The following is a 23,285-nucleotide window of genomic DNA, read 5'->3' on the forward strand; positions in this document are numbered from 1 at the left end:
TTAAGCCTATTCTGTTGTCTGCGCGTATCGTATCTTTGTATCAATCCAATAGTCTTTATTTCGTAAATTTTGATTTCACTTCTTCCCTGCAGATGATCTGCCACGATTTCTGACATCAACAGTGAAACCTCATGCGGTGTATAGAATTCGCCTGCCTTCTTACCGGCATTCGCTGCAAAGTTCGAAATCAGATACTCGTAGATGAAGCCGAGGACATCATAATCCTGCTTACCGCTCATCGGAATCTCGTTGATCAGCTGGATCAGGTCGCTGACGGCCTTCGTCTGCGATTTCGTATTCTCACCGAGCTTCGACAGTCCTGTCTCCAGTGTGTTGAAGATTCCCTCGAAGACCTTTTTATGCGATGGCGAAATCAAACGGTTAAATGACGATAGCCCGGTGCGGACATTGTCCACTGAAAAGTCGGAGCCCATGTGAATCCAGGTGGAGAACAGATCCTTATAGGCGATGAAGTAGCCGAGGCTCTGCTGCGCGCTCGATTTACTGGAGTACTGATCATCGGCCTCCTCATTTACATACTCACGGATGCTGTCCGCGTCGTAATCACGCTGGTAGAGCCACTGCTCCTCCTTGTCGGACAGATACTTATAAAAGATAAAGCCGAGGATATAGTCCTTATATTCATTCGCCTCGATCTTCGAACGCATACGGTTTGCGGATTCCCAGATTTTGGCAGCCAGCTGCTGTTTATTCATGATGTCTTTCCCTTTCGTTTCTTACCTTCGCACTCTTCACACCCGTTCTCTTACGATCATGAGTGCATACCCCAGCAGGTTCGTTCCGCGCCACTTTTTCACGTCGAGTCGGTCCGGGTCCTTCATCGATAAGCCGATGCCCCAGATGCGGTCCTTGACGGCGCACTCTGCGAGGATGGCGTCGCCGGTGGATTTGAGCTGGGCCTTCAGGTCTTCGTTCTGCTCGAACTTCGCGAGGAGGCCTTCATAGACGAGGATCTGGCGCATGCCGTTCCATCTGCTTTCATCATAGTTTGAAACCTGGCGGCCCAGTTCCTTGATGCGGCCGACGTCATCGGTTTTCAGGATTTCTGCGGCGACCTTCTCGTCCCGGAAGCAGCGCGCCTTCTGGTACATCATGTACTGCTCCATAGAAGAGAACCGGATGCCGTCCTTTTCGAAATCCGACCGATACCAGTTACTCAAATATCCGTATTCCTCATCCGGGTTGTGAAAGCCGATGATCTGCTGTGTATTCATAATCCGTTCCTCCTGTCTATATGCTGCAGATGCTCTTCTGTACTATGATCATATCGCGGTCCAGCGACAAAATTTTTTACATTCCGCAAGCTGTATGCTTATACATCCTGATAGTACCGGACGTTTTTCCCGTGCTCTTCGGCGTACTGGATTTCCGAGCGGGTGCTGTCGCCGATGTAGCCGCCGACGTTGATGACGTAGATTTCGTCAGCCATGTCGATTTTCCGTTTGTGCATGTCGTCGAGCATTTCCTTCGTTTTCGAGAGGGTGCCCTCGTCCATGCCGTCCCAGACTTCCTGGTCCCCGGCGTGGCCGAAGAGGCCGACGCTGATGACAATATTGCCTTCGAGCGTCAGCCGCTTCTGGGCCTCCATGAACTGCTCTTTGAAGCGGGTGCTACCGCAGAGCGTAATAACTTTATAGTTTCCTACCATGTTTTATCTCCTGTTTCCTGTGCTACGGAATTTCATAAGGAAAATTATACACCAAGGCACCTTCTTTTTCCTCTCAGATTTCCGTACTCTGCCACTTTTATGAGCGTTCTTTTCTGCTGCTCTGCCACTTTCATGAGCGAATATTCAGGGCTTCGTGCCACTTTCATGAGGGAATCGACGTTTCGGCGCGGAGTGACGGGGTGGAGGACGGAGGCATGAGCCTAGAAAAGTGAGCAGAAATATACGAGTGTCAGCGAGAGGGTTTTATGGTACAACTAGAAGTAGTTTTTTGATGGAGGTGCCTATGGAGCCGAAGGTCAGTATCATCGTGCCGGTGTATAACGCGGAGAAGAGTCTCGCGCGCTGTGTGGACAGTATTCTGAATCAGGAGTTTCGGGATTTCGAGCTGATCCTCATGGATGATGGAAGTAAGGATCGGTCCGGGGAGATCTGCGACGGGTATGCGCGGGCGGATGCGCGCGTGGTGGTCGTGCATAAGGAGAATTCGGGGGTGTCGGATACGCGAAACCAGGCGATCGTGCGGGCGCGGGGGACGTTTCTGCAGTTTGTGGACAGTGATGACTGGCTGACAGCGGATGCGACGAAGCTGATGGTGCGGGCAGCCGAGGAGACGGGCTGCGACATGGTGATCGCGGACTTCTATCGTGTCGTCGGAAAGATGGTGTCGCGGAAAGGAGACATTGACACTGACCAGGTGATCGGGCGTGAAGCGTTCGTGGGCTTTATGATGGAGAATCCGGCGGACTACTACTATGGGGTGCTGTGGAATAAGCTGTACCGACGCTCGCTCGTGGAGGCGCACGGGATCCGGATGGATGCGAAGCTCAGCTGGTGCGAGGATTTCCTGTTTAATCTCGAGTATGTGCGCTATGCGACGACGTTCTATGCGCTGCGGACGCCGGTCTACTATTATGTGAAGACGAAGGGCTCACTGGTGAATCAGAAGATCAGCTTCGCGCGGACGGTGGAGATGAAGCTCGCGATGTTCGAGTGCTACAACGACTTCTTCAAGCATGTGCTGGATGAGGAGGCGTATGAGCGGAAGCGGCTGCAGGTCTATCATTTTCTGGTGGATGCGGCGAAGGATGGTTTCGTGTTCCCGGCGACGATTCCGGGGACGCAGAAGCTCGGTGAGGAGCGGAGCCAGGCGCTGCAGGAGGTGATTTCGGAGGATGGGATCATCGTGGAGAAGTACCGGGACCGGAAGCTGCTCGAGCGCTATCTCGAGTCGGTGGCGCTGAAGTATGATATGACGATGGCGGAACTGTCGCTGCTGCTGTATCGGAAGGACGCGGGAAAGGCGCTCGCTCGAGGGGCTGAAGCGCAGATGCCGGCGCGGGAAGATGCCGTGGAGGCGACTGATCGAAAGGATGCGGGAAAGGCGCTGAGCCGGAAGGATCTTGCGGAGCTGATGCATATGAGCCGCGGGGATCTGCGCAGCGCGCTGCAGAAGCTGGTCGCACGCGGGATGCTCGAGGTGGTCGACGTGCCGAGGAAACGGCGTGACGCGGTGGAAATAGCCGAGGCGACTGGTCTTTTCGGAAAGCGTGGCGAGGCACAGGATGCAGACGCGGACGGAATGACGAAGAAAAAACGCGCGCCGCGGAAGATCCGTCTCGAGCTGCTGCCGGCGTCGGATGCAGTGCTGCAGGATATCGCGGCCGCGGAGCGCGACTACGAGCAGGCGAAGTTCCGGGGATTTACAGAGGACGAGCTCCGGCAGTATACAGCGCTCGAGCGGCGCGTGCAGGAGAACGAAAAGCAGGTGCTGCAGAAGTGATGTGAAGTGACGCGCCTAGCGCGAAGATGAAGGGCTCTCCTATATGGAGGGTCCTTTTCGGACGGACAGGCGCAGAAGTGAGGATGTGGATGGCCGAAACATTGGCATAAAAAAGGATCGTATCCGATGCTTCGAATACGATCCACTCTATGGAGACAACGGGATTCGAACCCGCGACCTTTGCGTTGCGAACGCAACGCTCTCCCAACTGAGCTATGTCCCCGCTACAGCTGTATATTATAGCGCAGAAAAAGCTGAAACGGAACTGATTTTTTCAGATTTTGCATGTTCAGTCAAACCGCCCCGTTTCGCAAGGGGGTCTGACCACCCTTGCGACCGGCTTAAGACGTTACGAGGATGCCTACCTGAATCCGAGAGGGGTCTGACCCCCTTTCGACCGGCTTAAGAATTCTGCAAGTTTTTCTTCATAGGGTCAGAGCCCGTTAAAACGCGGCAGATGACCTTCACGACTTCGTCCATGTCGATCGGCTTCGCGAGGTGGCCGTTCATGCCGGCGGCGTGGGCGGCGGCGATGTTTCGGTGCCGGATGCCGGCGCTGCGGTCGCAGCGCTCGTCTGCTCTGCATAGACCGGCGTCGCGCCCGCGCTCAGCGTGAGCAACAGCGACATACAGAGCAGCAGTGTAAAAAATGTTCGCGTATGATATTTTAGAGTACTGCGCTTATATAAAAAACAGTTTTTCATAATGAAATTACGAATTCCAGACCTCATCACGTCCCCCATCGGCGCAGCCGTATAGCTCTCTGTCCCTGCACCGGACATACTTATGTACATTTTAACATGTTTTATAGTGAATATATACTTCGCATTTCCCTGGGGCTTAGCCCGAAGTTTTCGCACCAGTAACAAAAAGCAGCCTCCTAAACGGAGGCCATTTAAATCGGTGAATCTATACTTTCCATCTTAAGCCACTATGCTTGATTTCATTTCCGGCATCATTGGACATCACATAGTATGTATCTGCTCCATTCAGTAACGATATGGAGATATACTGCGCATTGTCACGTGTATCAAAGGTCAGTTTAAAAAGATCAAAGACAGGATCACCCAGCTGGCAGTTCAGCAGCCGGCTCATCTCTTCATTTGCTTTCCGAACCTTTAATACCCGATAATACTTTTTGGGCTTCACGCCATAGTCCTTCTCCAGTATCTCAATTAGCGAAAAATCCTCTGTTAATTTTTCGAAAATTCCAGGGAAACGTTTAAGCGGAATATAACTGTTGTCAATCATAATCGGCTTTTTATCCGCATACATGACCCGCTGTAAAAAGATTACATCATCGTCCGGATCGATTTCCAAATCACCGGCATACTCCTTTTTAACCTTGATAATCTCTTTTTTTATAACTTCCGATCTTGCGCTTTTTCCATTTCGTCGAATTGACTCGTGAAAGCCTAAGGTTTCCTGATCCAGTCTGGCCGCGTTGTTTTCTTCGCCTATCACAAACGTTCCCTTCCCCTGTCGTTTGATCAGTACATTTTCATCGCACAGCTCTTTGATCGCTCTACGCACTGTGATTCGACTGACACGGTACTGCTCTTCCAGCTCCGGCTCGCTCGGCATACGATCTCCCGGTGCATATTTTTTTCTTTCAATGTCTCTCCTGATTGAAATTTTCATTTGTTCGTATAACGGAATTGACGTATTCTGATCCAGCATCGGCTATTCTCTCCCTTAGTTTATTTTCTCTTGTAATAGTCTTCTTTCCTTGAACCTGCTAATATAAGGAAATCCCAAGCTCTGTAGTATCTTCTCCGCCTCCTGGATTCCTGCACCAACATCCTGTCTGCGATGTGCATCCGACCCAAGCGTTATGATGGTTCCGCCCTCGTCCTTGTACCACTTTATAAGAGTATTCGATGGAAACTGTTCATGTACAGCCTGTCGAAGTCCTGATGTATTGATTTCAATCCCTTTATTTCTGCGTACTAAAATCCGGAACAGTTCCCTGACCGCCTCTTCGTCATCCTCTAAGCGAATGCTGATTCCCTGTCCGGCAGCATAGCGCTTGATCAGATCCACATGACCGAGACAGTCGAAGTCTCCCGTTTCAGCAATTTTCAGTAGTCCTTCCAGATATCGCCCTTTTAAGCTATCACAACTTACATTATGGTAATCGTATCCTTTCAAATCCAAATTGTCAATTTTATGAAAGGACGCAATCACAAAATCAAACGGATAGGTAGCTGTAATGAAGTCTGCGGCTTTCTGCTGCAGATGAATCTGTCCTAATTCGGTTCCAAAACCCACATAGAGACGGTCTTTATACTTTTCTCTGCATTCCATGACCGAATCCAGACATTGATCCAGATATGCAGGATCAAACGCCGCACGCCCATAATCATCGGTGAATAACTCATAATGATCCGTGACCATGATTTCCGTAAGCCCGGCATCCACTGCACCTTGACAGATTTCATCCAGTGGCTCACTGCTATCCGGAGAATTTTTACAGTGTACATGATAATCCATATGAAGCATAGTATATCTCCTCTACCTTTTTACATAATCACGAAAGAAAGTCATGGATTTATCATCTATCAGCATGCTTTCCATACATCAAAATGGACTGTTGTCATGTCAACACCAGTCCATTCTTCTTACAATTCATTATTGCAAAACTCACATCGGATGTGGATGTCCGAAACCGCCACGAATCGTACAGGTAAGCGCAGAACGCTCTGCCGCATAATCGAGTGCCTCTTCCATCGTTTTTCCATCACCATGTGCTGTTAAGAAACCGGCGATGAAGCTATCTCCTGCACCCATGGTATCGATGGCTTCTACTTTTTTGATTCCCTGATGATATACCTTCTCTCCATCATAGAACATCGAGCCCTTCGATCCTCTGGTAATGCCTACAATTTTCGTTCCGAATGTATGCACATGCTTTAAAAGCGCTTCGCACTCTTCTTCCGTCATGTCCGAACCGGAGAAAAACGCATAGCTTACATATGGGCAGGTTCTCTTCAGATACTCCTCATCCTTTTTATCTGAGAAATCGAAGGAAACTGCGCAGAGTTCCGCCAGTGCCGGAAGCTCATACTCTAAGTTCGAGTAGCAGCTGGTATGGCAGATATCATACTCCTTGATGATTTCCTCATCTTCCTTCACGATTTTAATCGAGAATAGATGCTGACAGCTGTCACGAACGCCTGCTGCAAACACACGGTCTCCATCCTTCAGGTACACTCTCGGCTGAGCCGAATGTGCATATACCTTTCTGGATCGGTCATACGTAACACCCTCTTCTGTCAGGCACTGCTTAATATAATCTGCACGCTCGTCATCACCGAAAACGCCGATGTAATTTACTTTTTCCGCTCCGTTTTTCTTACAGTTTACAGCTACGTTCACTGCATTGCCGCCTGGAAAATACACACCCTCATCCATATAGCAATCCGTTACATTGTCGCCGATTGCGATTAATTTCATATCTTCTCAAACCTCCATATTCATGTCCGGCACTCTGTCCCATTACTTATCACACTAACCTGTCGATTATCTGCTTGAAATCAGCCCTTTACAGATCCTGCCATCATGCCTCGAACGAAGTTCTTCTGCATCGCGATAAACAGAATCATGATTGGGAGGCAGGCGATCACCATACCAGCCAGAACAACGCCCCATTCTGTCATGAGTCCGTCACTGAAGGCCATCAGACCTACCGGAATGGTTCTGAGTTTTGAACTGTCTACAAAAATCGTCGCAAAAACGAATTCATTCCATGCATAGTACGTCGTCATGATGACCACAGTTGACATGATCGGCTTCGAAAGCGGCAGATAAATCTCTTTATAAATCTGGAACAGTGTTGCTCCGTCCAGGATGGCTGCCTCTTCCATTTCTTTTGAAATACCGATAAAGAACGAGCGGATCAGCATGATGGAAACCGGAAGACGGAACGCAATGTATGGTAAAATCATCGCACCCAGGGTGTTCTTCAGCTTTAACGCCTTCAGCAGCATAAACAGCGGAAGCAGACATACCTGTGGGGAAAGAAGGAGTCCGCACAGACAGAATAAAAATACAAAATTTCCAATCTTTCCCTTAATCTGACATACGCCGAATGCTGCAAAAGAAGAAACAAATACTACGCCTGCCAGAGTCGCGATCGTAACGATCAAGCTGTTTACAAAATACTGGGAAATACCCTTATTCCACGCCGTTACGTAATTTTCCCAGAGCCATTTTTTCGGAAGTCCCCATACATCTCCATAGATTCCCTGATAGTCCTTAAAGGAAGACATCAGAATCCAGCACAGAGGATAAATAATCAGGATTGCTAAAATACAGAGCACAACAAAACATAGTACTTCGCCTACTCCGATTTTGTTTCTATTTTGCTGTATTTTACTCATCGCCATTCTCCTTATCCGTTCCATAACTAAAGAACTGTACGGAAGATAATACGGCTGTAATCACGAAGATCAGCATCGCAATCGCGGATGCATACCCCATATTCTGCTTGATGAATCCCGTCTGATACATGTGCAGAGACAGAACCATCGTTGCGGTACCAGGACCACCACCCGTTAAAATATACGGCTCGTTAAAGACGGTAAATGCACCCACGACGGTTAAAATCATGGTTACAAAGAACATCTGCTTTACCTGCGGAACGGTGATATAGAAAAACCGTTCGATTTTACTTGCGCCATCAACCTCAGCAGCCTGATATAAATCATGCGGAATCTTCTGAATCGCCACGATAAACAGCATGGTCGTATATCCGGTACTCTGCCACTGCGATACCGCAATGACTGCATACATCGCTGTTTTTTTGCTTCCCAACCAGACTTTCGCGAGATTATCTAGTCCAATCGCCTGTAAAAAGCTGTTCAGCAATCCCATTTGAGGATTATAAACAAATTTAAATAGCAGACACACAACGGTCATCGAAATAACCGTCGGGATAAAATATACACTTCTGAAAAACGGGGCAACTCGCTGGAATACGACGTCCTCCAGCACTGCCGCCAGAACGAGGCCGAATCCTACCTGTATGATAATGGAAATTAATGCATAAAGAATATTATTTTTCAGACAGGCAAGGATAGTCTTGTCGGTAAAAAGCTGCTGATAATTTGCCAGTCCTACCCATTCCTTGGTTACCGAAGAAAGTGTAAATGACTGGAAGCTGTAGATAATATTTTTAATCAGTGGGAAATACACAAAGATACCGAGTATCACGAGTGCTGGTATTGCAAAAATAAATGCTTCTAAATTTTTCTTCTTCGTCAAAATCATCCATCCCATCTTTTCATCACGTCCGAAGCAGGTGATTCCCTGCCTCGAACGGATTCATATTCACTATTTTACGACCATCGGGCCGCGTGTTTCTTTAATGTAAGGATGCTGCAGCCTGCTGTACTTCCTGCATACCGCTCTCCGGTGTTTCATCACCTGTCGCAATCGCCTGTGCTACCTGCTGGTATACGGTATATACGCCAGGATCGCATGCATTATCAAACCATGGGGTGAGCTTGCTTGCGTTCTTGATGATATCCATCGCCTCTAACTGTGACGGCAGTGCATTCGTCTCATCTACTGCACCTGCAACAGAGGAAAGATCACCGCACTGTGTTGTCAGAGCCTCTCCGCCCTTCTTGCTTACCAGCCACTTTAAGAACTTCTGGCACTCTTCCGGATTCTTCGCCTTATTGCTGATCATGAAGCCTTCCGGTGCACCGGTCAGCTCCTTCGGATCGCCCTTGCCATCCTCAAATGCAGGGAAATTAAAGAATCCATACTCGAAATCATCCGGAAGGGACTTCTCAAGCATCGGAATCTCTGCAAACTGCAAATACATGATCGGCGCCTCACCGGTTGCAAAATAGGTGTTTCTGGCGGTCTCATGATTAATCGCGGTGCTGGTCTCTCCCATATAGGATGTTAACTGCTGCCATTTCTTCAGCACTTCAGTGTAACCAGGATCTGTAAACTCTCCGGTTGCAGGATCATAATCCTTCGCCAGCGTCTCCGGATCGATCATTCTCTGGTTCATCGTGCCTAAATAATGCAGGGACTCGAAGCCATCAGACAGACCCGCGATGATCGGAGTCTCATAACCTGCTGCCTTTAGCTGATCCAGTACAGCGATGAACTCATTCCAGGTTGTCGGAATACTGATATTATTCTCTTCAAAAACCTTCTTGTTGTAATAGAATACCTTACCATCCTGTGACCATGGTACTCCGTAGATCTGTCCATCAAATGTGAATTTTTCAACACTCGCCGGTGCGATCTGCGAAGACCAATCCTTATCGGACTCATACATATCGTTTAATGAGGCAACATTGCCGGAAGCGATCATCTCCTGTGCAAATGTTCCTGACCAGGAAGAGAAAATATCCGGCACTTCATCTGTACTTACAATCATACGGATTTTTTCTTTATACTGATCATTCAGAATGCAATCCATGTTAATGGTTACATTCGGGTTCTCATCCATATATTCCTGAACCAGCTCCTTAAACATCGAGTTCTTCGGATCATTCGGCCAGCGGTGGAAGAAATTGATCACAACCTTTCCGTCATCCGTTGCCGCTGCGCCGTTGGCTGCCGTCGTTGTATCCGTTCCGGAACTGCTACCGCAAGCTGCTAAGGAAAGTCCCATTACTGCTGCCATAAGTGCAGCAAAAGCACGCTTCATTTTCATATGTCGCTTTCTCCTTATCTGTATTTATGACAGAACGACGGAAATCCTGACTCATCTTCCTGTCAGAACCCCCGTCGTTCTTTCGTCCTTATATCTGATTAGTATTCCATCTTCCACATATAACGGCGAACGCCAAGGTCATGACCTCTCTGATATGCAAACTCATCTGCAAGTGAGCGAAGAACAGCGCCTGCTACCAGTGGTGCAAAGTACTCTCTTACACTCTCTGCAATGCCGGTCATATCGAAGTCCTCACAATCAATCAGCATAATGCAATCAGAATATTTCTTACAGAAATTGTATGCTCTCTCATCCAGCGGTCTGGTAGAACCGATGCCCTTCACGATGATAAATGGTACGTCAAAATCAGTTACCTCGAATGGGCCGTGGAAGTACTCACCACTGTGAATGCAATTCGAGTGGATCCACTGCATCTCCATCAGCAGGCAGATTGCGAAAGAATATGTCTCGCCATAGCAAGCGCCGCTGCCCATGGTGTAAATCATCTTCTCTCTCTTATACTTCTTGCCCCACTCCTTCAGCTTATCAGCATACAGAGCCTTTGCCTTCTCGAGAACATCATTGATATTCTCTACAGATGCGATACCTTCCTTATACTTATCGCACGGAGCAACTGCATCCAGAATACGGAAAACCAGAGAATATAATACAGCCTTATTCAAATCACTTGCATCTGCATCCTTGCCCCATTCATAGTGGATCGGATATTCTGCTGCGTTCCACAGTGGAGAATCCACAAGGTTCGATAATGCGATCGTCGTTGCACCCATGGATCTTGCCATCTCGGTTGCCTTGACAGTCTCTGGTGTATTTCCCGAATGAGAACATGTAATAACGACGGAATCCTCGCCTAATGCCTTCGGCACTTCATGTACAAACTGGTTCGATGTATAGATACCTGACGGGGTCTCCAGCTCCTTATCAAACATAAACTGTGCCGGCATCATAAATGCCTGGGAACCACCACATGCTACGAAATAGAAGTGGTTAATGTGCTTCTTTGCTGCAACGGCCGCAACGGCCTTGTTGATCTGATCAATGTGCTCCTGCTTCATAATTATTCCTCCAAATTTGCCATAGTGCTTCACTGCTTTAAGACGTCTTATAATGTACTGCCATCATATAACGTTATATAGTGACTGTCAATATGTTTTCACTCAATTTTGAGTATTTTTTTACAAAGCATGTTTAAAAAAATGCAGATTTTATGTTTATTTTGCCTAATTTTTGTAATTCTGCCATGCGAAAATTCACTCTGCATTTTACTCCAGCCATATCTGTGCGGCAATAAATTCCTGTTGCACGAATTTTTCGATATATAAATGAAGCCGGCGGGATCTCCCGCCGGCTTCGGATACTTCGATCTTTGATTTTCAGTTCCGATACACATCCCTGTCCGGACCCCCTGCTTTTTCCTCCATGACCTGTCGCAGGTGCTCCGGAATTCAGAAATGCGTCGTACATTTCCTGGAGTACATCGCAGGCGCTCAGGCATTTAGAAATGCGTCGTACATTTCTTTCAGTGCGTCGTAAACGCTGTATTCCGGGGTCCAGCCGAGTTCTTCGGTGATGCGGCTGTGGTCGCAGCAGATGCGTGGCTGGTCGGACGGACGGAAGCGTGCCGGGTCGACTTCGATGGAGATCGGCTGGTGACTGAGCTTCGTGACGTACTGAAGCAGCTCCGTCAGGTTATACGCCGTGCCGGAGCCGACGTTATAGATGGCGCGGCAGTCGTCCTGCTCGACGATCATGCGGTATGCGCGGACGATGTCCTTCACGTGGCTGAAGTCGCGCTCGATGTTGAGATTGCCGACCTGGATGGTACCTGGCTGTCCGCTCTTCTCGATCTCCGCCACCTGCTTACAGAAGCTTGGGAGGACGAAGGAATCGCGCTGGCCGACGCCGGTGTGATTAAACGGACGCACGCAGTAGACCTGAAGTCCATAGTGCGCGCGGTAGAGCGCCGCGAAATTTTCCTGCGTCACCTTCGAGATGCCATACGGGTTGCTGGCGTTGAGCTCCGTTTCCTCATCGATCGCCTGCTCTGTGATCACGTACTCCTCGCTGGAGCCGACGAAGAGGATGCGCGGCTTCTTCTCTGCCTTTCGTGCGGCCTCGAGGATGTTGAGCGCACCGACCACGTTCACCTCGATCGTCGTCTGCGGGATGCCCCACGAAGCCCCGACGCTGCTGATGGCGGCGAGGTTAATGACGACGTCCGGGCCGACAGCATTGACCAGCGATTCAACTTCTTCCGCGTTCAGAAGATCCGCCGGGTGGAACGCGACCTCCGGCGGCAGCTGCCCGCGCGTGGCCTTATCACTCCCGACCACGGCGTAGCCATGCTCGAGAAACTCGCGCGAGAGGTAGCTTCCGACGAAGCCGCCCGCGCCAAAAATCAGGACTTTTTCCATATACTTCTCCATATAAATCACATGAGCAGGCCGACGTTTCGATCTGCGCCGCCTGCCCATGCCAATGTTTCTCTGTTCACTTCGATGGCACTGCCTGCCATCGATGGGCGTCCGATCTTACTGGAGCCCCGCTTCCTTCTTCGCGAGCTGAAGATCGTGCTCGGCCATGATCTGGCAGAGCTCCTCGTAGCTGGTCTTCTGCGGATTCCAGCCGAGCTTGGTTCTTGCCTTCGTCGGGTCACCTAAGAGGTTTACGACGTCAGTCGGACGGTACCATTTCGGGTTCACGCTGACGAGCATCTTACCGGTCTTCTTATCGTAGCCCTTCTCGTCGATGCCCTCGCCGCGCCACTCGAGCTCGATGCCATCATGCGCAAATGCAAGCGTGGTGAACTCACGAACGGTGTGCTGCACGCCGGTTGCGATGACGTAATCATCCGGCTCGTCCTGCTGGAGAATCAGCCACATGCACTCGACGTAGTCCTTCGCGTAACCCCAGTCACGGAGGGAATCCAGGTTGCCGAGCTCGAGGTGATCCTGGAGACCGCAGGCGATACGACCGGCTGCGAGTGTGATCTTACGAGTGACGAAATTGTCACCGCGGCGCTCAGACTCGTGGTTGAAAAGGATGCCGTTGCAGGCGAAGATGCCGTAGGCGTCACGGTACTGACGCATCATCCAGAAGCCGTACTGCTTCGCAACCGCATACGGGCTAAATGGATGGAACGGGGTCGTCTCGGACTGTGGAACCGCCTCGACCTTACCGAAGAGCTCGGAAGTGGATGCCTGGTAAACACGACAGGTCTTATCGAGACCCGCGGTGTGTACGGCCTCGAGGATACGAAGCACACCGAGCGCGTCGACGTCACCGGTGTACTCGGCAGCCTCGAAGGACACCTGTACATGGGACTGCGCCGCGAGGTTATAGATCTCGTCCGGCTTCACCTGAAGCACGATACGGATGATGCTGGAGGAATCAGACAGATCGCCCTCATGGATGATCAGCCGATCGAGGATGTGGTCGATGCGCTCGGTCGTGGAAACCGACGCACGACGGATGATACCGTGCACCTCGTAGCCCTTCTCCAGCAGAAGCTCTGCAAGATAGGAACCATCCTGACCTGTGATACCTGTAATTAACGCCTTTTTCATATATGTCTCCTGTTCTTTCTATGGAAGAATCTTTTTCATGTGTGGACTGGCCATACTTTCACATAGTGTATCACATGTCGGCGAGGATTCCATACCTTAAGGCGAAAAAAGGCGCTGAAAAGCCGGCGGGATATCCCGCCGGCTCCTTACCTACACCGCGTGCACCGCGTCTGCATTGCAAAGAAGCGACATCACTCCATGTATGCGCCCTTCATCGGGCTGACGGCGTGCTGAGCATAGAGCTTCAGCAGGCCCTTCGTGTACTTCTGTGGCTTCGGCTGCCACTTCGCGCGACGCTCGGCGAGGATGGCCTCCATCTCTTCCGGCGTCTTCTTCTCACCCTTGACACCGACGATGGCGAGCAGGCGCTGCTCCACATCGATCTGGATGAGATCGCCCTTCTCCACGAGGGCGATCGGTCCGCCGACCGCGGCCTCCGGGCTGACATGTCCGATCACCGGACCACGGCTCGCGCCGGAGAAACGACCATCCGTGATTAGTGCGACACTGGATGCGAGCTTCGGATCCGCGCAGATCGCCTCACCGGTGTAGAACATCTCCGGCATGCCGCTGCCTCGCGGTCCCTCGTAGCGGATGAAGATCGCATCGCCCGGCTTCACTTCACCGTCAAGTACGGCGGCAATGCAGGCTTCCTCACTGTCATATGGCTTCGCGGTCAGCGTCGCCTTCATCATCTCCTTCGGGCAGGCCGTATGCTTGATGACACAGCCCTCTGGTGCCAGGTTCCCCTTGAGGATGGCAATGCTGCCGTTGGTGCCCTTTGCGTTATCGAAGCTGTGGATGATATCCTCGCGGGTAACCTCACGGTTCAGTCCAGCCGTCTTCTCCTTCAGGATCTCATCGCAGTGCTCGTAGAAGCCGTTCTTCTTCAGCTCCTCGAGGTTCTCACCGAGGGTCTTGCCGGTGACGGTCATGACGTCGAGGTGGAGCATCGACTTGATCTCCTCCATGACGCGTGGCACGCCACCTGCATAGTAGAAGTACTGTGCAGGCCAGTCGCCGGACGGACGGATGTTCAGAAGATAATGTGCGCCACGGTGCATACGGTCGAAGGTCTCCGCATCGATCTCGATGCCGAACTCATGTGCGATGGCCGGAAGATGCATGGTTGCATTGGTCGAACCGGAAATCGCGGCATGGACCATGATCGCGTTCTCGAAGCTCTCCTTCGTCACGATGTCCTTTGCGGTGATGCCCTTCTTCACAAGCTCCATAAGCTGCTTGCCAGCATCATACGCTGCCTGCCGGAGCTCCGGAGCAGTGGCTGGCATCAGAGCGGTGCCCGGAAGCATCAGCCCGAGGGCCTCTGCCATGACCTGCATCGTGGAGGCGGTGCCCATGAAGGAGCAGGCGCCACAGCTCGGGCAGGCGTTGTGCTTATAGTAATCGAGCTGGCTGTTCGGGATCACGCCGGTCTTCTCCCAGGCGTCGAACTTGCCGATCTGCTCGAGGGTCAGAAGCTCGTTGATCGCGCAGGCAGGATCGTTAACGACGTACTCCTTCGGAAGGGTATGCGCCTCCATAACACCACCGGTCACAACGATGGCACTCATGTCCTTGAGACGACCGATGCTCATCAGCATGGCCGGCATGGACTTATCACAGCTTGCGATGAAGACACCGCCGTCATATACGCTGGCGTTTGCCTGTGCCTCCACGAGGTTTGTGATCGCATCGCGGTGTGCGAGTGAGTAATTGATGCCGTCATGGCCCTGTGCGATGCCATCACACATATCGGTTGCGAAGTAACGGGCCGCCTTACCACCGTTTTCGTTGACAGCCTGCACCGCCTGCTTCACGAACTGATCGAGGTGCGCGCTGCCCGGATGGCTGTCGCCGAAGGTGCTCTCCACCATGATCTGCGGCTTACCGAGGTCCTCGACCTTCCAGCCCATACCCATCTTCAGCGGATCATTCTCCGGAGCCAGTGTACGTACTTCCTGTGAACGTAATTTCATTTTCTTATCCTCCTGATACTCTACCCATCTGACGTTTCCAATCCACGGCAGAGCTACGCCCGAAGAGCTCTCCGATGCGCAACTCATCTGCAGATACCCGTGGCGGGCTACGTCTTTCATTCTATGATACTTCTATTCACTTCTATTCACTTCTGAATCAGCGTAAAGGTCTTCGCTGTGTTGTCTGCCTTGATCACCGGCATCGGAAGTCCGGCATACATAAGGCTCGCACCACTTAACTCTAGGCCGAGCTCCGGGATCGTGTAAACCGCAGCTTCGTTGAGACCACGCAGCTTGATGTAAATGATGCCCTTGTTCGCGCTGGTACGTCGCTGTACGAAGCTGAAGACGGCGCTCTTCTGATCATCCGCCACCGACATGAAGGCGACGAATTCATGCCCCACGCCGGTCAGACGGTAGTACTTACCAAACGCGCTTGTCAGCGCATGCTCCTGATAGTACTGAATCTGGCGCTTCACAGCTTCCTTCTCTTCATCATTCAGCTCATTTGGATCGAGCTCATAGCCGAAGGTGCCGTAGTAGGCAAGCGCGGCTCTCGTATCGATCGATACGCTACGGCCGGTCTGCTGGTTCGGGCAGACAGAAACATGTGCCCCCATCACAGATGGTGGATAGAAGAAGGAGGTACCATGCTGGATACAGATCCGTTCGATGGCATCTGTATCATCGGAGCACCAGATCTGCGGTGCGTAGTACAGAACACCCATATCGAAACGTCCGCCGCCACCACAGCAGCCCTCGAAACGAATCTGCGGAAAGGTCGTGGTGAGCTTCTCCATCAGCTTATAGAAGCCGAGCACATAACGGTGACAGAGCTCACCCTGTCGTTCTGCCGGCAGTGCCTGTGAAAAACGATCGGTCATGCTGCGGTTCATATCCCACTTGATGTAGTCGATTTCCGCGTCCTTGAACTCATTATAAATCTGATCAAATATGTACTCGACGACTTCATCGCGACTGTAATCGAGAATCAGCTGATACCGCTGCCTGGTCGGCTTTCTGCCTGGGATAGCGATGCACCAGTCCGGATGCTCTTCATAAAGCCGGGAGTCTTCACTTATCATCTCCGGTTCGATCCAGATGCCGAACTTGAGTCCGAGACCATGAATCCGCTTCGAGAAGCCGGCGATGCCGCTCGGAAGCTTTTCCAGATTGCACTGCCAGTCACCGAGTCCACGGAACTCATTCGTTCTTCGCCCAAACCAGCCGTCGTCCATGACGAACATCTCGACGCCGAGCTCCTTACCTGCACTTGCGATCTGCATAAGCTGCTCTTCATCGAAGTCGATCATCGTCGCTTCCCAGTTGTTGAGGAGTACCGGACAGCGCTGATTCTCGAACTGTCCCGGAATCAGGAAGTGCCGTACGACATCATGATAATGATGGCTTAATCCGGTGAGACCTGCTGCGCTGAAAGACATCACTGCCTCCGGGGTCGCAAAGGTTTCACCCGGATTCAGCTTCCAGTAGAAGGTGTCCGGATGGATGCCGGCCACCACACGTGTCTGCTTGAAGTCATTGACCTCAACCGTAATCTGGAAGTTTCCACTGTAGACGAGGGCGACGCCATAGCAGTCACCAGCCGTCTCCGTCGTCTCGTGATCACATAACACGATGGTCGGATTATAGTAGTGACTCGAAATGCCACGGATACTGTCCACGACGGTCTTGCCATGACGGACCGGTGTTCGCTGTGCATTTCGCTCATGTCCCCAGCTGCCGTAAAAATCGATCTGGTCCATCTCATCGGTCGGGAAGCTGAGGCAGGTGGAGTGGGCTGCATGCAGTGTAATTTCGGTATCTTCGAGATTTCGAATCACCGCATGTCTCGTGATGACATCACAGCTCTCCAGTACACCGTAGAACAGGGTCACTTCTACCTTCGTTGCGACATCCTGCAGTACGACCTCGAGCGTCATCCAGTCATCCCCCTTGTTCCGAAGAGATGGCATGCCTTCGATCGTATACTTCCCGTTATAGATGCGATGCGAAACGTAACGAAAATCAATACAGTTGGATCCATCTGCGTGGATGATACTGCATGCAGATGTCTTGAAATCAGATACGCCGAAGCCAGGATACTCCTGCTCGAGTACGTCGAGACACAGTGTACGGTCCTGCTTCATCTCATACGGATTCGCCTCGAAACCATGGCGAAGGCGGACCGGGATGTAATCCACGGCCTCCTCCACTCTCCTTCCGTAATATAAATGCTCCAGAAATCCGAATTCCGCCACGCGGAACTGGTAGCTGGTGTTCTTTGTTTTTAACAGAAACACCTTTTTTTCTTCATTAAAAGTGATGCCCATAACGGCCTCCATCTATTTCTACAACGATAGCCAGGCCTCGACAATTACTTCTATTTCATTGCGTGATTGGCCTGGCCATAAACATATTTTATTTAATTGCGCTATCTACCATACCCTGGATGAAATACTTCTGCAGGAAGAGGAAGAGTACGATAACCGGCAGGATACCGATGAACGCGGCCGCAGCGGCACCGTTCATGTTCGCTGCATCGGCGGAGAAGAATCCGGCGATCGCCAGTGTAACGGTCTTCATCTTCGGTGACTGAAGAAGGTACAGTGCAAACTGATAGTTATTCCAGCAGTACACACCGGTGATGATGATAACCGATGCGGTCACCGGCTTTAACTGCGGAAGGATGATCTTAAAGAAGATCTGAATCGGTCCGCAGCCGTCGATGGCTGCTGCTTCTTCCAGCGCTACCGGAATCGACTGGATAAAGTTACTATACAGGAAGATACTGGTCGGTAACTGGAAGGTAACGAGGGCCACGATGATGCCCCAGTAGGTATTGATACCGCCGATGTTCGCCATGAAGGAGTAGAGCGGTACCAGGATGCTGAGTGGTGGAATCATCATGACACCCATGATGAAACCCTTTACGATGACATTCAGCTTACTCTTATTTCTCGAAATCGGGTAAGCGGCCATCGCACCGATGACGGTGATCAGGATGATCGATACACCGGTGATCAGGATGGTATTCTTCAGGGCCAGCATCATGCCGCTCTTTTCGAGCGCAGTATAGAGGTTCTTCGTATAGATGTAGCCCGGAAGTACCCATCTCGAGGAGTGGTCATACGGTGACTTGAATGCAAGACCGATCACCATGTAGATCGGGATGATGTGGACAAAAACGATAAAAATCGCCAGTAGATATTTCCACAGATTTGATTTCTTCTGCATTATACATCCACCTCCCGCTTGTCGAAGAATTTGATAACCACGTTACTGATGACCATGATCAGCAGGAAGGATACGATACCGATGGCGGATGCATAGCCTGCGGACTGGGCCGAGAAGTACTGGTTGGTTACGAGTGTTGACAGTGAGTGGGTAGAGAATCCAGGTCCACCACTGGTGAGCGCCATAACGAGATCGAAGAGCTTCAGTCCACCGATAAGGTTCAGGATGGTCGACGACGAAATGGCCGGCATCAGAAGCGGCAGAGAGATATTCTTGAAGATCTCAACAGCATTGGCACCGTCCAGCTTCGCAGCCTCATAGTACATGCTCGGCACGTTCTGTAAGCCGGCGAGGTAGATAACCATGGAGACACCCACGAACTGGATGGAGTTAACGATGACGATGATGGCGATGGCCGCGTTCGAGCTCGACAGAAGATCTACCGGCTCACGTCCGAGCCAGATGAGGATGTCGTTCAGTGCACCACCATCATACTGGAATACGAAGTACATGATGTAACCCATGATGAGAGAGGCGATCATGACCGGCATGTAAATGACGGTTCGAACGATGGCACGTCCCCGGAACTTCGTATTCAGGAACAGGGCATACGCGAGTCCCAGGATATTCTGGATGATCGTACTCACGATACCATAAATCAGTGTATTGACCAGTGCGGTCTTTACGTTCGGATCCTTCAGGAGGCGAACGTAGTTATTCATTCCCACAAACTTCATGGTCTGCGAATATCCGTTCCAGTTGGTAAAGGATATTCTTATACCATGCAGGAACGGATAGATTACGAAAACCAGGAACAGTACAACAGCAGGAATGTAAAAAAGATTAATTACTCCCTTTTTTTGTACCTTCATTTCATTACTCCTGTGCCTTCTTCTCTTCGTAGCTGTTCTTCATCTGAGCGACAGCATCTTCTGTTGCGTTCTTCTGTCCGGAAAGAATGGTGCCACCAGTTACACAAAGGTCATTCCACATACCGCTTGGAAGGTACTTACGATCGAAGTAAGGAATGTTCAGGATCTCAGGGTTGTTTGCATACTTGCCGTAGAATGCCTCGAGACGGCCGGTATCACTCTCTACGTTATCAAGACCAGAAGGCATACCGCACTTGGTTGCAAGTCTTCCACAGATGTCCTCTCTCGCCATGAACTCCATGAACTGCTTTACTTCCTCTGGGTGCTCTGTCGTCTTCGACATACCGATTGCGAAATGCTCACCCGTCATAAGGGAGGTCTTTAAACCAGTCTCACGTGCAGGCAGTGGCATGAATCCGAGCTCGGTATCCGGATTCTGTACATACATCTCAGTAATGGCAGAAGCGGAATGGAACATAAATGCAGACTTCTCTGCTGCCATCGCCTTCACGCCGGTCATGAAGTCAGAAGTTACGGCATCCTTGTTGAAGTAACCAGCCTCATTCCAGCCGGCAACCTTATCAACGACTACGTTCCACTTCGACCAGTCGAAGGAACCGTCAAGCAGTGCCTGCTGATTTGCTTCATCCTCGTTGGAGATGAAGGTCGGAGCGATGAAATCCATCAGATTACCGACGGTATAGCTATCCTTACCACCGATCTGGATCGGAGTCTTGCCGATGGCTTTTACCTTCTCGCAGGCTGCATCGAAGTCATCCCATGTCTTAAGGTCGTCTACATTGACACCAGCCTCATTCAGTACGTTTACGTTGTATACAATACCGGTCAGATCCATGTCGATCGGAAGAGTATAGAGGTTACCCTCTGCATCGGTGATCTGCTCTGCGATGGAGGATGAAATATGGTTTGCGAACTCGAAATCGTTCAGCGGTGCAAGGTACTCAGCGTAACGTGCGACTGCCCAGCCATGGGTCGTCCATACGTCCGGAAGCTGCTGAGAAGCCATTCTGGTCTTCATGATGTCAGAGAAGTTACTTCCTGGCATGATCGCCTCAACGCCGATACCGGTCTCTTCTGTGAACTGCTTGCAGACTGCCTGCACCTCATCACTGATAGCCTCACCATTCAGGTTGTATAAGAACTCGAGGGTAACGTCACTCTTCGGCGCATCCTTCTCTTCCTTGTCTGCCTGCTCTGCCTTTGCGGTCGTCTCAGCGGCCTCGGTGGTCTTCGGCTCTTCCGGAGCCTTCGAACATGCTACAGATGTAACTGCCATCGCTGCGATCAGCATGGAGGTAGCGAATTTCTTCATAATCATTTCCTTCCTTTTCTTTCGTTTCTTCGTGTGGTAAGCGCGCTTTTTCATGTACATCCATAGTAACAGGACACAGATTCATCTTGAAGTGACTCAATTCTACACTTTGGTACCCTTTTCTGTTACTGTCCGCCGAGCCACGCCTTGACTTCACTCTGTCTGAACGGTTACCTCTTCTTGGATTCGGACCATGTCTACGCCCGGGAGACAGTTGACGCGGCGGATTGATTCAAATATTATAAATAGGAATTATAAGCACTCAAATTTTTTGTGGATTTTGACAGAGGAGAAAGATGCGCCGATCACAGAGCTTTCAGAACAAACTCATCCTGCTTTTTCTTTTCAGTATCATCCTGCCGATTTCGATCCTCTCGTCCTGCCTCGCCTTTTACCTGCAAAACCGGATTCAGAAGGAAAACGAGACCTACTTCTCGACGACGCTGTACGAAATTTCCAGTAATATGAGCACCTACTTTTCCGATCTGCAGCATATGGCACTGACGCCGTATATTTATGATGACATCATTAATTTTTATACCGCTGTCGATAACGCGCAGTACACGGTGGAGGGGCCGGCAAACTATCGCATCGGGTCCTACCGGCAGAACTATATCTTCTGTATGCAGCGTCTGATAATCACTTCGCGCGATGATATCCTCTCGATTTCGTTCATGCCGAAAAATCCGAAGAACCAGATGATTCTGACGACGAGTCGGAATCGGGATCTGCTGGAGACGGCGGACTTTCGCTATAATGATCAGTACTGGTTTGCAGATGGATTTTTGCTCGATGAGCCGTTTCGCTACTCCATCACGGAACCACTGCCATTTATGAATACGCAGTCCGAGGTCATCGCAACGTTTCATACGGTGAAGAATATTAATACGAAGCGAAAGCTTGGTGTCCTGCGCATCGACTCGTCGCTCGCACCAATCCGGGGCATGTTTGACAGTGTCGAGCTGACCCCGCACTCCGGATTTATCATCGTAGATCAGAATGGAAAACCGATTTATCACGAAGGTTATCTGGATGACGAAGCGGTGCCTTATCTTCTGCGCGAAGACGCTAAGATCCGGACCTCCGGTGATACCTATCTCCGCTATCAGCGCAGCATCAAGGGGATGCCATGGACGCTTGTGTTTCTGTCCTCTTACCATGACAACATGAAGTCGATTCTCCTTATCTGGATTCTCGCGGCGATTCTCGGTGTACTGACCATCATCGCCGGCTGTCTCTTCTTCCGGAAGAACTCTCAGAAGACGACCATCGTGCTGAACTCAATTCTGAGCGCGATGGAATCTGCATCGAATGGAAATCTCGATATTCATATCCCGGAGGAACTCATGGCGCGAAACGATTTCTATGTCGCGGACGAGTTTACGATGATCGGAGAGCATCTGAATGAAATGATTCATCAGCTGGATCTCTATATTCAGCGTTCCTATAAAAACGAGATTCAGCGACAGGAAGCGGAATACCGGGCACTACAGAGTCAGATCAATCCGCACTTCCTCTATAACACGCTGAACTGCTTCGTCTCTCTGAATCGTCTCGGAATGAAAAAGGAGCTGGAGGCCGGCATTCTGCAGTTAACGCATATCTTCCGCTATACCTGTAGCAACTCAAAAACGACCACTGTCGCGCAGGAGCTTCAGTTCTGTACTCAGTACTGCGAGCTCATGAAGCTTCGTTTCGATGAGCGTATCACCTATGTCTGCGAATGTGCGGAGGCTACCCGCGAGATTGAGATTCCACGTCTGTTGATTCAGCCCTTCGTCGAAAATGCGATGAAGCACGGCATGGATCCGGATGGACGGTCGATCACCATCTGGACGGCTGCCTGCATTGACCATGGCACACTGGTGCTTTCGATAAAAAATAACGGTATTCCGATCGACCTCGATACGCTACGCTCTTCGAAGCATGTCGGCATCATGAATGTCGAAAATCGACTGAAGATTTTCGATCCGGACGCACGACTGGATATCACGCTCGAGGATGGTATTACGAGTTTTACGGTGTATATTCCGATGAAGGGCATCGGTACCCGGATATAAGCGCAGGGTAGTGACGCAGGACTTCCATTCTATGGCGAAGCGTAGACACCAGACGATCGGAAACTGCG

20 protein-coding genes and 1 tRNA gene are annotated in these 23,285 nt (G+C 50.6%); 2 read left to right on the forward strand and 19 right to left on the reverse strand.

The window, feature by feature from the left end; genetic code table 11:
• The 3 genes from ACK8P7_RS04720 to ACK8P7_RS04730 form a co-directional block, all read right to left on the reverse strand.
• A partial coding sequence (locus tag ACK8P7_RS04720; RefSeq protein ID WP_410043078.1) for a type I restriction-modification system subunit M N-terminal domain-containing protein occupies positions 1-716 on the reverse strand: 716 nt, incomplete at its 3' end.
• 36 nt (positions 717-752) lie between these two features.
• Positions 753-1,235 carry an NADAR family protein gene (locus ACK8P7_RS04725; protein ID WP_410043079.1) on the reverse strand — a complete coding sequence of 161 codons (483 nt, stop codon included), beginning with the start codon at positions 1,233-1,235 and terminating at the stop codon, positions 753-755.
• 98 nt (positions 1,236-1,333) lie between these two features.
• Entirely contained in the window at positions 1,334-1,669 is a 336-nt protein-coding gene (locus tag ACK8P7_RS04730) for a hypothetical protein (protein WP_410043080.1), read from the reverse strand.
• 304 nt (positions 1,670-1,973) lie between these two features.
• Between ACK8P7_RS04730 and ACK8P7_RS04735 the strand changes: the two genes are divergently transcribed.
• Positions 1,974-3,470, forward strand: a complete 1,497-nt coding sequence (locus ACK8P7_RS04735; RefSeq protein ID WP_410043081.1) for a glycosyltransferase — start codon at positions 1,974-1,976, stop codon at positions 3,468-3,470.
• A 150-nt stretch (positions 3,471-3,620) separates the two neighbouring features.
• Here ACK8P7_RS04735 and ACK8P7_RS04740 read toward each other — a convergent pair.
• The 16 genes from ACK8P7_RS04740 to ACK8P7_RS04815 form a co-directional block, all read right to left on the reverse strand.
• A tRNA-Ala gene (locus tag ACK8P7_RS04740) sits at positions 3,621-3,693 on the reverse strand.
• A gap of 283 nt (positions 3,694-3,976) precedes the next feature.
• Complete coding sequence (locus ACK8P7_RS04745; RefSeq protein WP_410043082.1) at positions 3,977-4,339, reverse strand: hypothetical protein; 363 nt, start codon at positions 4,337-4,339, stop codon at positions 3,977-3,979.
• 40 nt (positions 4,340-4,379) lie between these two features.
• The gene (locus tag ACK8P7_RS04750; protein ID WP_410043083.1) at positions 4,380-5,150 is read right to left on the reverse strand and encodes a GntR family transcriptional regulator; all 771 of its coding nucleotides are present in this window, start codon (positions 5,148-5,150) and stop codon (positions 4,380-4,382) included.
• 15 nt (positions 5,151-5,165) lie between these two features.
• The gene (locus ACK8P7_RS04755) at positions 5,166-5,972 is read right to left on the reverse strand and encodes a histidinol-phosphatase HisJ family protein (protein ID WP_410043084.1); all 807 of its coding nucleotides are present in this window, start codon (positions 5,970-5,972) and stop codon (positions 5,166-5,168) included.
• Between the two features lie 141 nt (positions 5,973-6,113).
• On the reverse strand, positions 6,114-6,926 hold the full coding sequence (locus tag ACK8P7_RS04760) for a PfkB family carbohydrate kinase (RefSeq protein ID WP_410043085.1): 813 nt from the start codon (positions 6,924-6,926) through the stop codon (positions 6,114-6,116).
• A gap of 80 nt (positions 6,927-7,006) precedes the next feature.
• Positions 7,007-7,852 (reverse strand): carbohydrate ABC transporter permease, encoded by an 846-nt coding sequence (locus ACK8P7_RS04765; protein WP_410043086.1) that lies wholly within the window; start codon positions 7,850-7,852, stop codon positions 7,007-7,009.
• Positions 7,845-8,735 carry a carbohydrate ABC transporter permease gene (locus tag ACK8P7_RS04770; RefSeq protein ID WP_410043087.1) on the reverse strand — a complete coding sequence of 297 codons (891 nt, stop codon included), beginning with the start codon at positions 8,733-8,735 and terminating at the stop codon, positions 7,845-7,847. Before ACK8P7_RS04770 ends, ACK8P7_RS04765 begins: the two co-directional genes overlap by 8 nt.
• Before the next feature lie 100 nt (positions 8,736-8,835).
• Positions 8,836-10,122, reverse strand: coding sequence for an ABC transporter substrate-binding protein (locus tag ACK8P7_RS04775; protein WP_410043088.1), 1,287 nt, complete (start codon positions 10,120-10,122; stop codon positions 8,836-8,838).
• 128 nt (positions 10,123-10,250) lie between these two features.
• On the reverse strand, positions 10,251-11,228 hold the full coding sequence (locus ACK8P7_RS04780; RefSeq protein WP_410043089.1) for an SIS domain-containing protein: 978 nt from the start codon (positions 11,226-11,228) through the stop codon (positions 10,251-10,253).
• A 432-nt stretch (positions 11,229-11,660) separates the two neighbouring features.
• Positions 11,661-12,599, reverse strand: coding sequence for a GDP-mannose 4,6-dehydratase (locus ACK8P7_RS04785; RefSeq protein ID WP_410043090.1), 939 nt, complete (start codon positions 12,597-12,599; stop codon positions 11,661-11,663).
• Between the two features lie 105 nt (positions 12,600-12,704).
• The gene (gmd, locus tag ACK8P7_RS04790; RefSeq protein WP_410043091.1) at positions 12,705-13,739 is read right to left on the reverse strand and encodes a GDP-mannose 4,6-dehydratase; all 1,035 of its coding nucleotides are present in this window, start codon (positions 13,737-13,739) and stop codon (positions 12,705-12,707) included.
• A 191-nt stretch (positions 13,740-13,930) separates the two neighbouring features.
• Entirely contained in the window at positions 13,931-15,718 is a 1,788-nt protein-coding gene (ilvD, locus tag ACK8P7_RS04795) for a dihydroxy-acid dehydratase (RefSeq protein ID WP_410043092.1), read from the reverse strand.
• A 146-nt stretch (positions 15,719-15,864) separates the two neighbouring features.
• Positions 15,865-18,048 carry an alpha-galactosidase gene (locus ACK8P7_RS04800; protein WP_410043093.1) on the reverse strand — a complete coding sequence of 728 codons (2,184 nt, stop codon included), beginning with the start codon at positions 18,046-18,048 and terminating at the stop codon, positions 15,865-15,867.
• A gap of 88 nt (positions 18,049-18,136) precedes the next feature.
• The gene (locus tag ACK8P7_RS04805; RefSeq protein WP_410043094.1) at positions 18,137-18,952 is read right to left on the reverse strand and encodes a carbohydrate ABC transporter permease; all 816 of its coding nucleotides are present in this window, start codon (positions 18,950-18,952) and stop codon (positions 18,137-18,139) included.
• A complete protein-coding gene (locus tag ACK8P7_RS04810) occupies positions 18,952-19,824 on the reverse strand; it encodes a carbohydrate ABC transporter permease (protein ID WP_410043095.1) in 873 nt (290 codons plus the stop codon). Before ACK8P7_RS04810 ends, ACK8P7_RS04805 begins: the two co-directional genes overlap by 1 nt.
• A gap of 4 nt (positions 19,825-19,828) precedes the next feature.
• A complete protein-coding gene (locus ACK8P7_RS04815) occupies positions 19,829-21,157 on the reverse strand; it encodes an ABC transporter substrate-binding protein (protein ID WP_410043096.1) in 1,329 nt (442 codons plus the stop codon).
• Between the two features lie 296 nt (positions 21,158-21,453).
• Here ACK8P7_RS04815 and ACK8P7_RS04820 point away from each other — a divergent pair, with 296 nt between their 5' ends.
• On the forward strand, positions 21,454-23,217 hold the full coding sequence (locus tag ACK8P7_RS04820) for a sensor histidine kinase (protein ID WP_410043097.1): 1,764 nt from the start codon (positions 21,454-21,456) through the stop codon (positions 23,215-23,217).
• Positions 23,218-23,285 lie beyond the last annotated feature (68 nt).

This window comes from Oribacterium sp. P9, from assembly GCF_046365365.1.
Taxonomy (GTDB): domain Bacteria; phylum Bacillota; class Clostridia; order Lachnospirales; family Lachnospiraceae; genus Oribacterium.

Coding starts and splice junctions, on each gene's coding strand:
- ACK8P7_RS04725 (WP_410043079.1), bottom strand. CDS start 1,235: ATGAATACACAGCAGATCATCGGCTTTCACAACCCGGATGAGGAATAC.
- ACK8P7_RS04730 (WP_410043080.1), bottom strand. CDS start 1,669: ATGGTAGGAAACTATAAAGTTATTACGCTCTGCGGTAGCACCCGCTTC.
- ACK8P7_RS04735 (WP_410043081.1), top strand. CDS start 1,974: ATGGAGCCGAAGGTCAGTATCATCGTGCCGGTGTATAACGCGGAGAAG.
- ACK8P7_RS04750 (WP_410043083.1), bottom strand. CDS start 5,150: ATGCTGGATCAGAATACGTCAATTCCGTTATACGAACAAATGAAAATT.
- ACK8P7_RS04755 (WP_410043084.1), bottom strand. CDS start 5,972: ATGCTTCATATGGATTATCATGTACACTGTAAAAATTCTCCGGATAGC.
- ACK8P7_RS04760 (WP_410043085.1), bottom strand. CDS start 6,926: ATGAAATTAATCGCAATCGGCGACAATGTAACGGATTGCTATATGGAT.
- ACK8P7_RS04765 (WP_410043086.1), bottom strand. CDS start 7,852: ATGAGTAAAATACAGCAAAATAGAAACAAAATCGGAGTAGGCGAAGTA.
- ACK8P7_RS04775 (WP_410043088.1), bottom strand. CDS start 10,122: ATGGCAGCAGTAATGGGACTTTCCTTAGCAGCTTGCGGTAGCAGTTCC.
- ACK8P7_RS04780 (WP_410043089.1), bottom strand. CDS start 11,228: ATGAAGCAGGAGCACATTGATCAGATCAACAAGGCCGTTGCGGCCGTT.
- ACK8P7_RS04785 (WP_410043090.1), bottom strand. CDS start 12,599: ATGGAGAAGTATATGGAAAAAGTCCTGATTTTTGGCGCGGGCGGCTTC.
- gmd (WP_410043091.1), bottom strand. CDS start 13,739: ATGAAAAAGGCGTTAATTACAGGTATCACAGGTCAGGATGGTTCCTAT.
- ilvD (WP_410043092.1), bottom strand. CDS start 15,718: ATGAAATTACGTTCACAGGAAGTACGTACACTGGCTCCGGAGAATGAT.
- ACK8P7_RS04800 (WP_410043093.1), bottom strand. CDS start 18,048: ATGGGCATCACTTTTAATGAAGAAAAAAAGGTGTTTCTGTTAAAAACA.
- ACK8P7_RS04805 (WP_410043094.1), bottom strand. CDS start 18,952: ATGCAGAAGAAATCAAATCTGTGGAAATATCTACTGGCGATTTTTATC.
- ACK8P7_RS04810 (WP_410043095.1), bottom strand. CDS start 19,824: ATGAAGGTACAAAAAAAGGGAGTAATTAATCTTTTTTACATTCCTGCT.
- ACK8P7_RS04815 (WP_410043096.1), bottom strand. CDS start 21,157: ATGAAGAAATTCGCTACCTCCATGCTGATCGCAGCGATGGCAGTTACA.
- ACK8P7_RS04820 (WP_410043097.1), top strand. CDS start 21,454: ATGCGCCGATCACAGAGCTTTCAGAACAAACTCATCCTGCTTTTTCTT.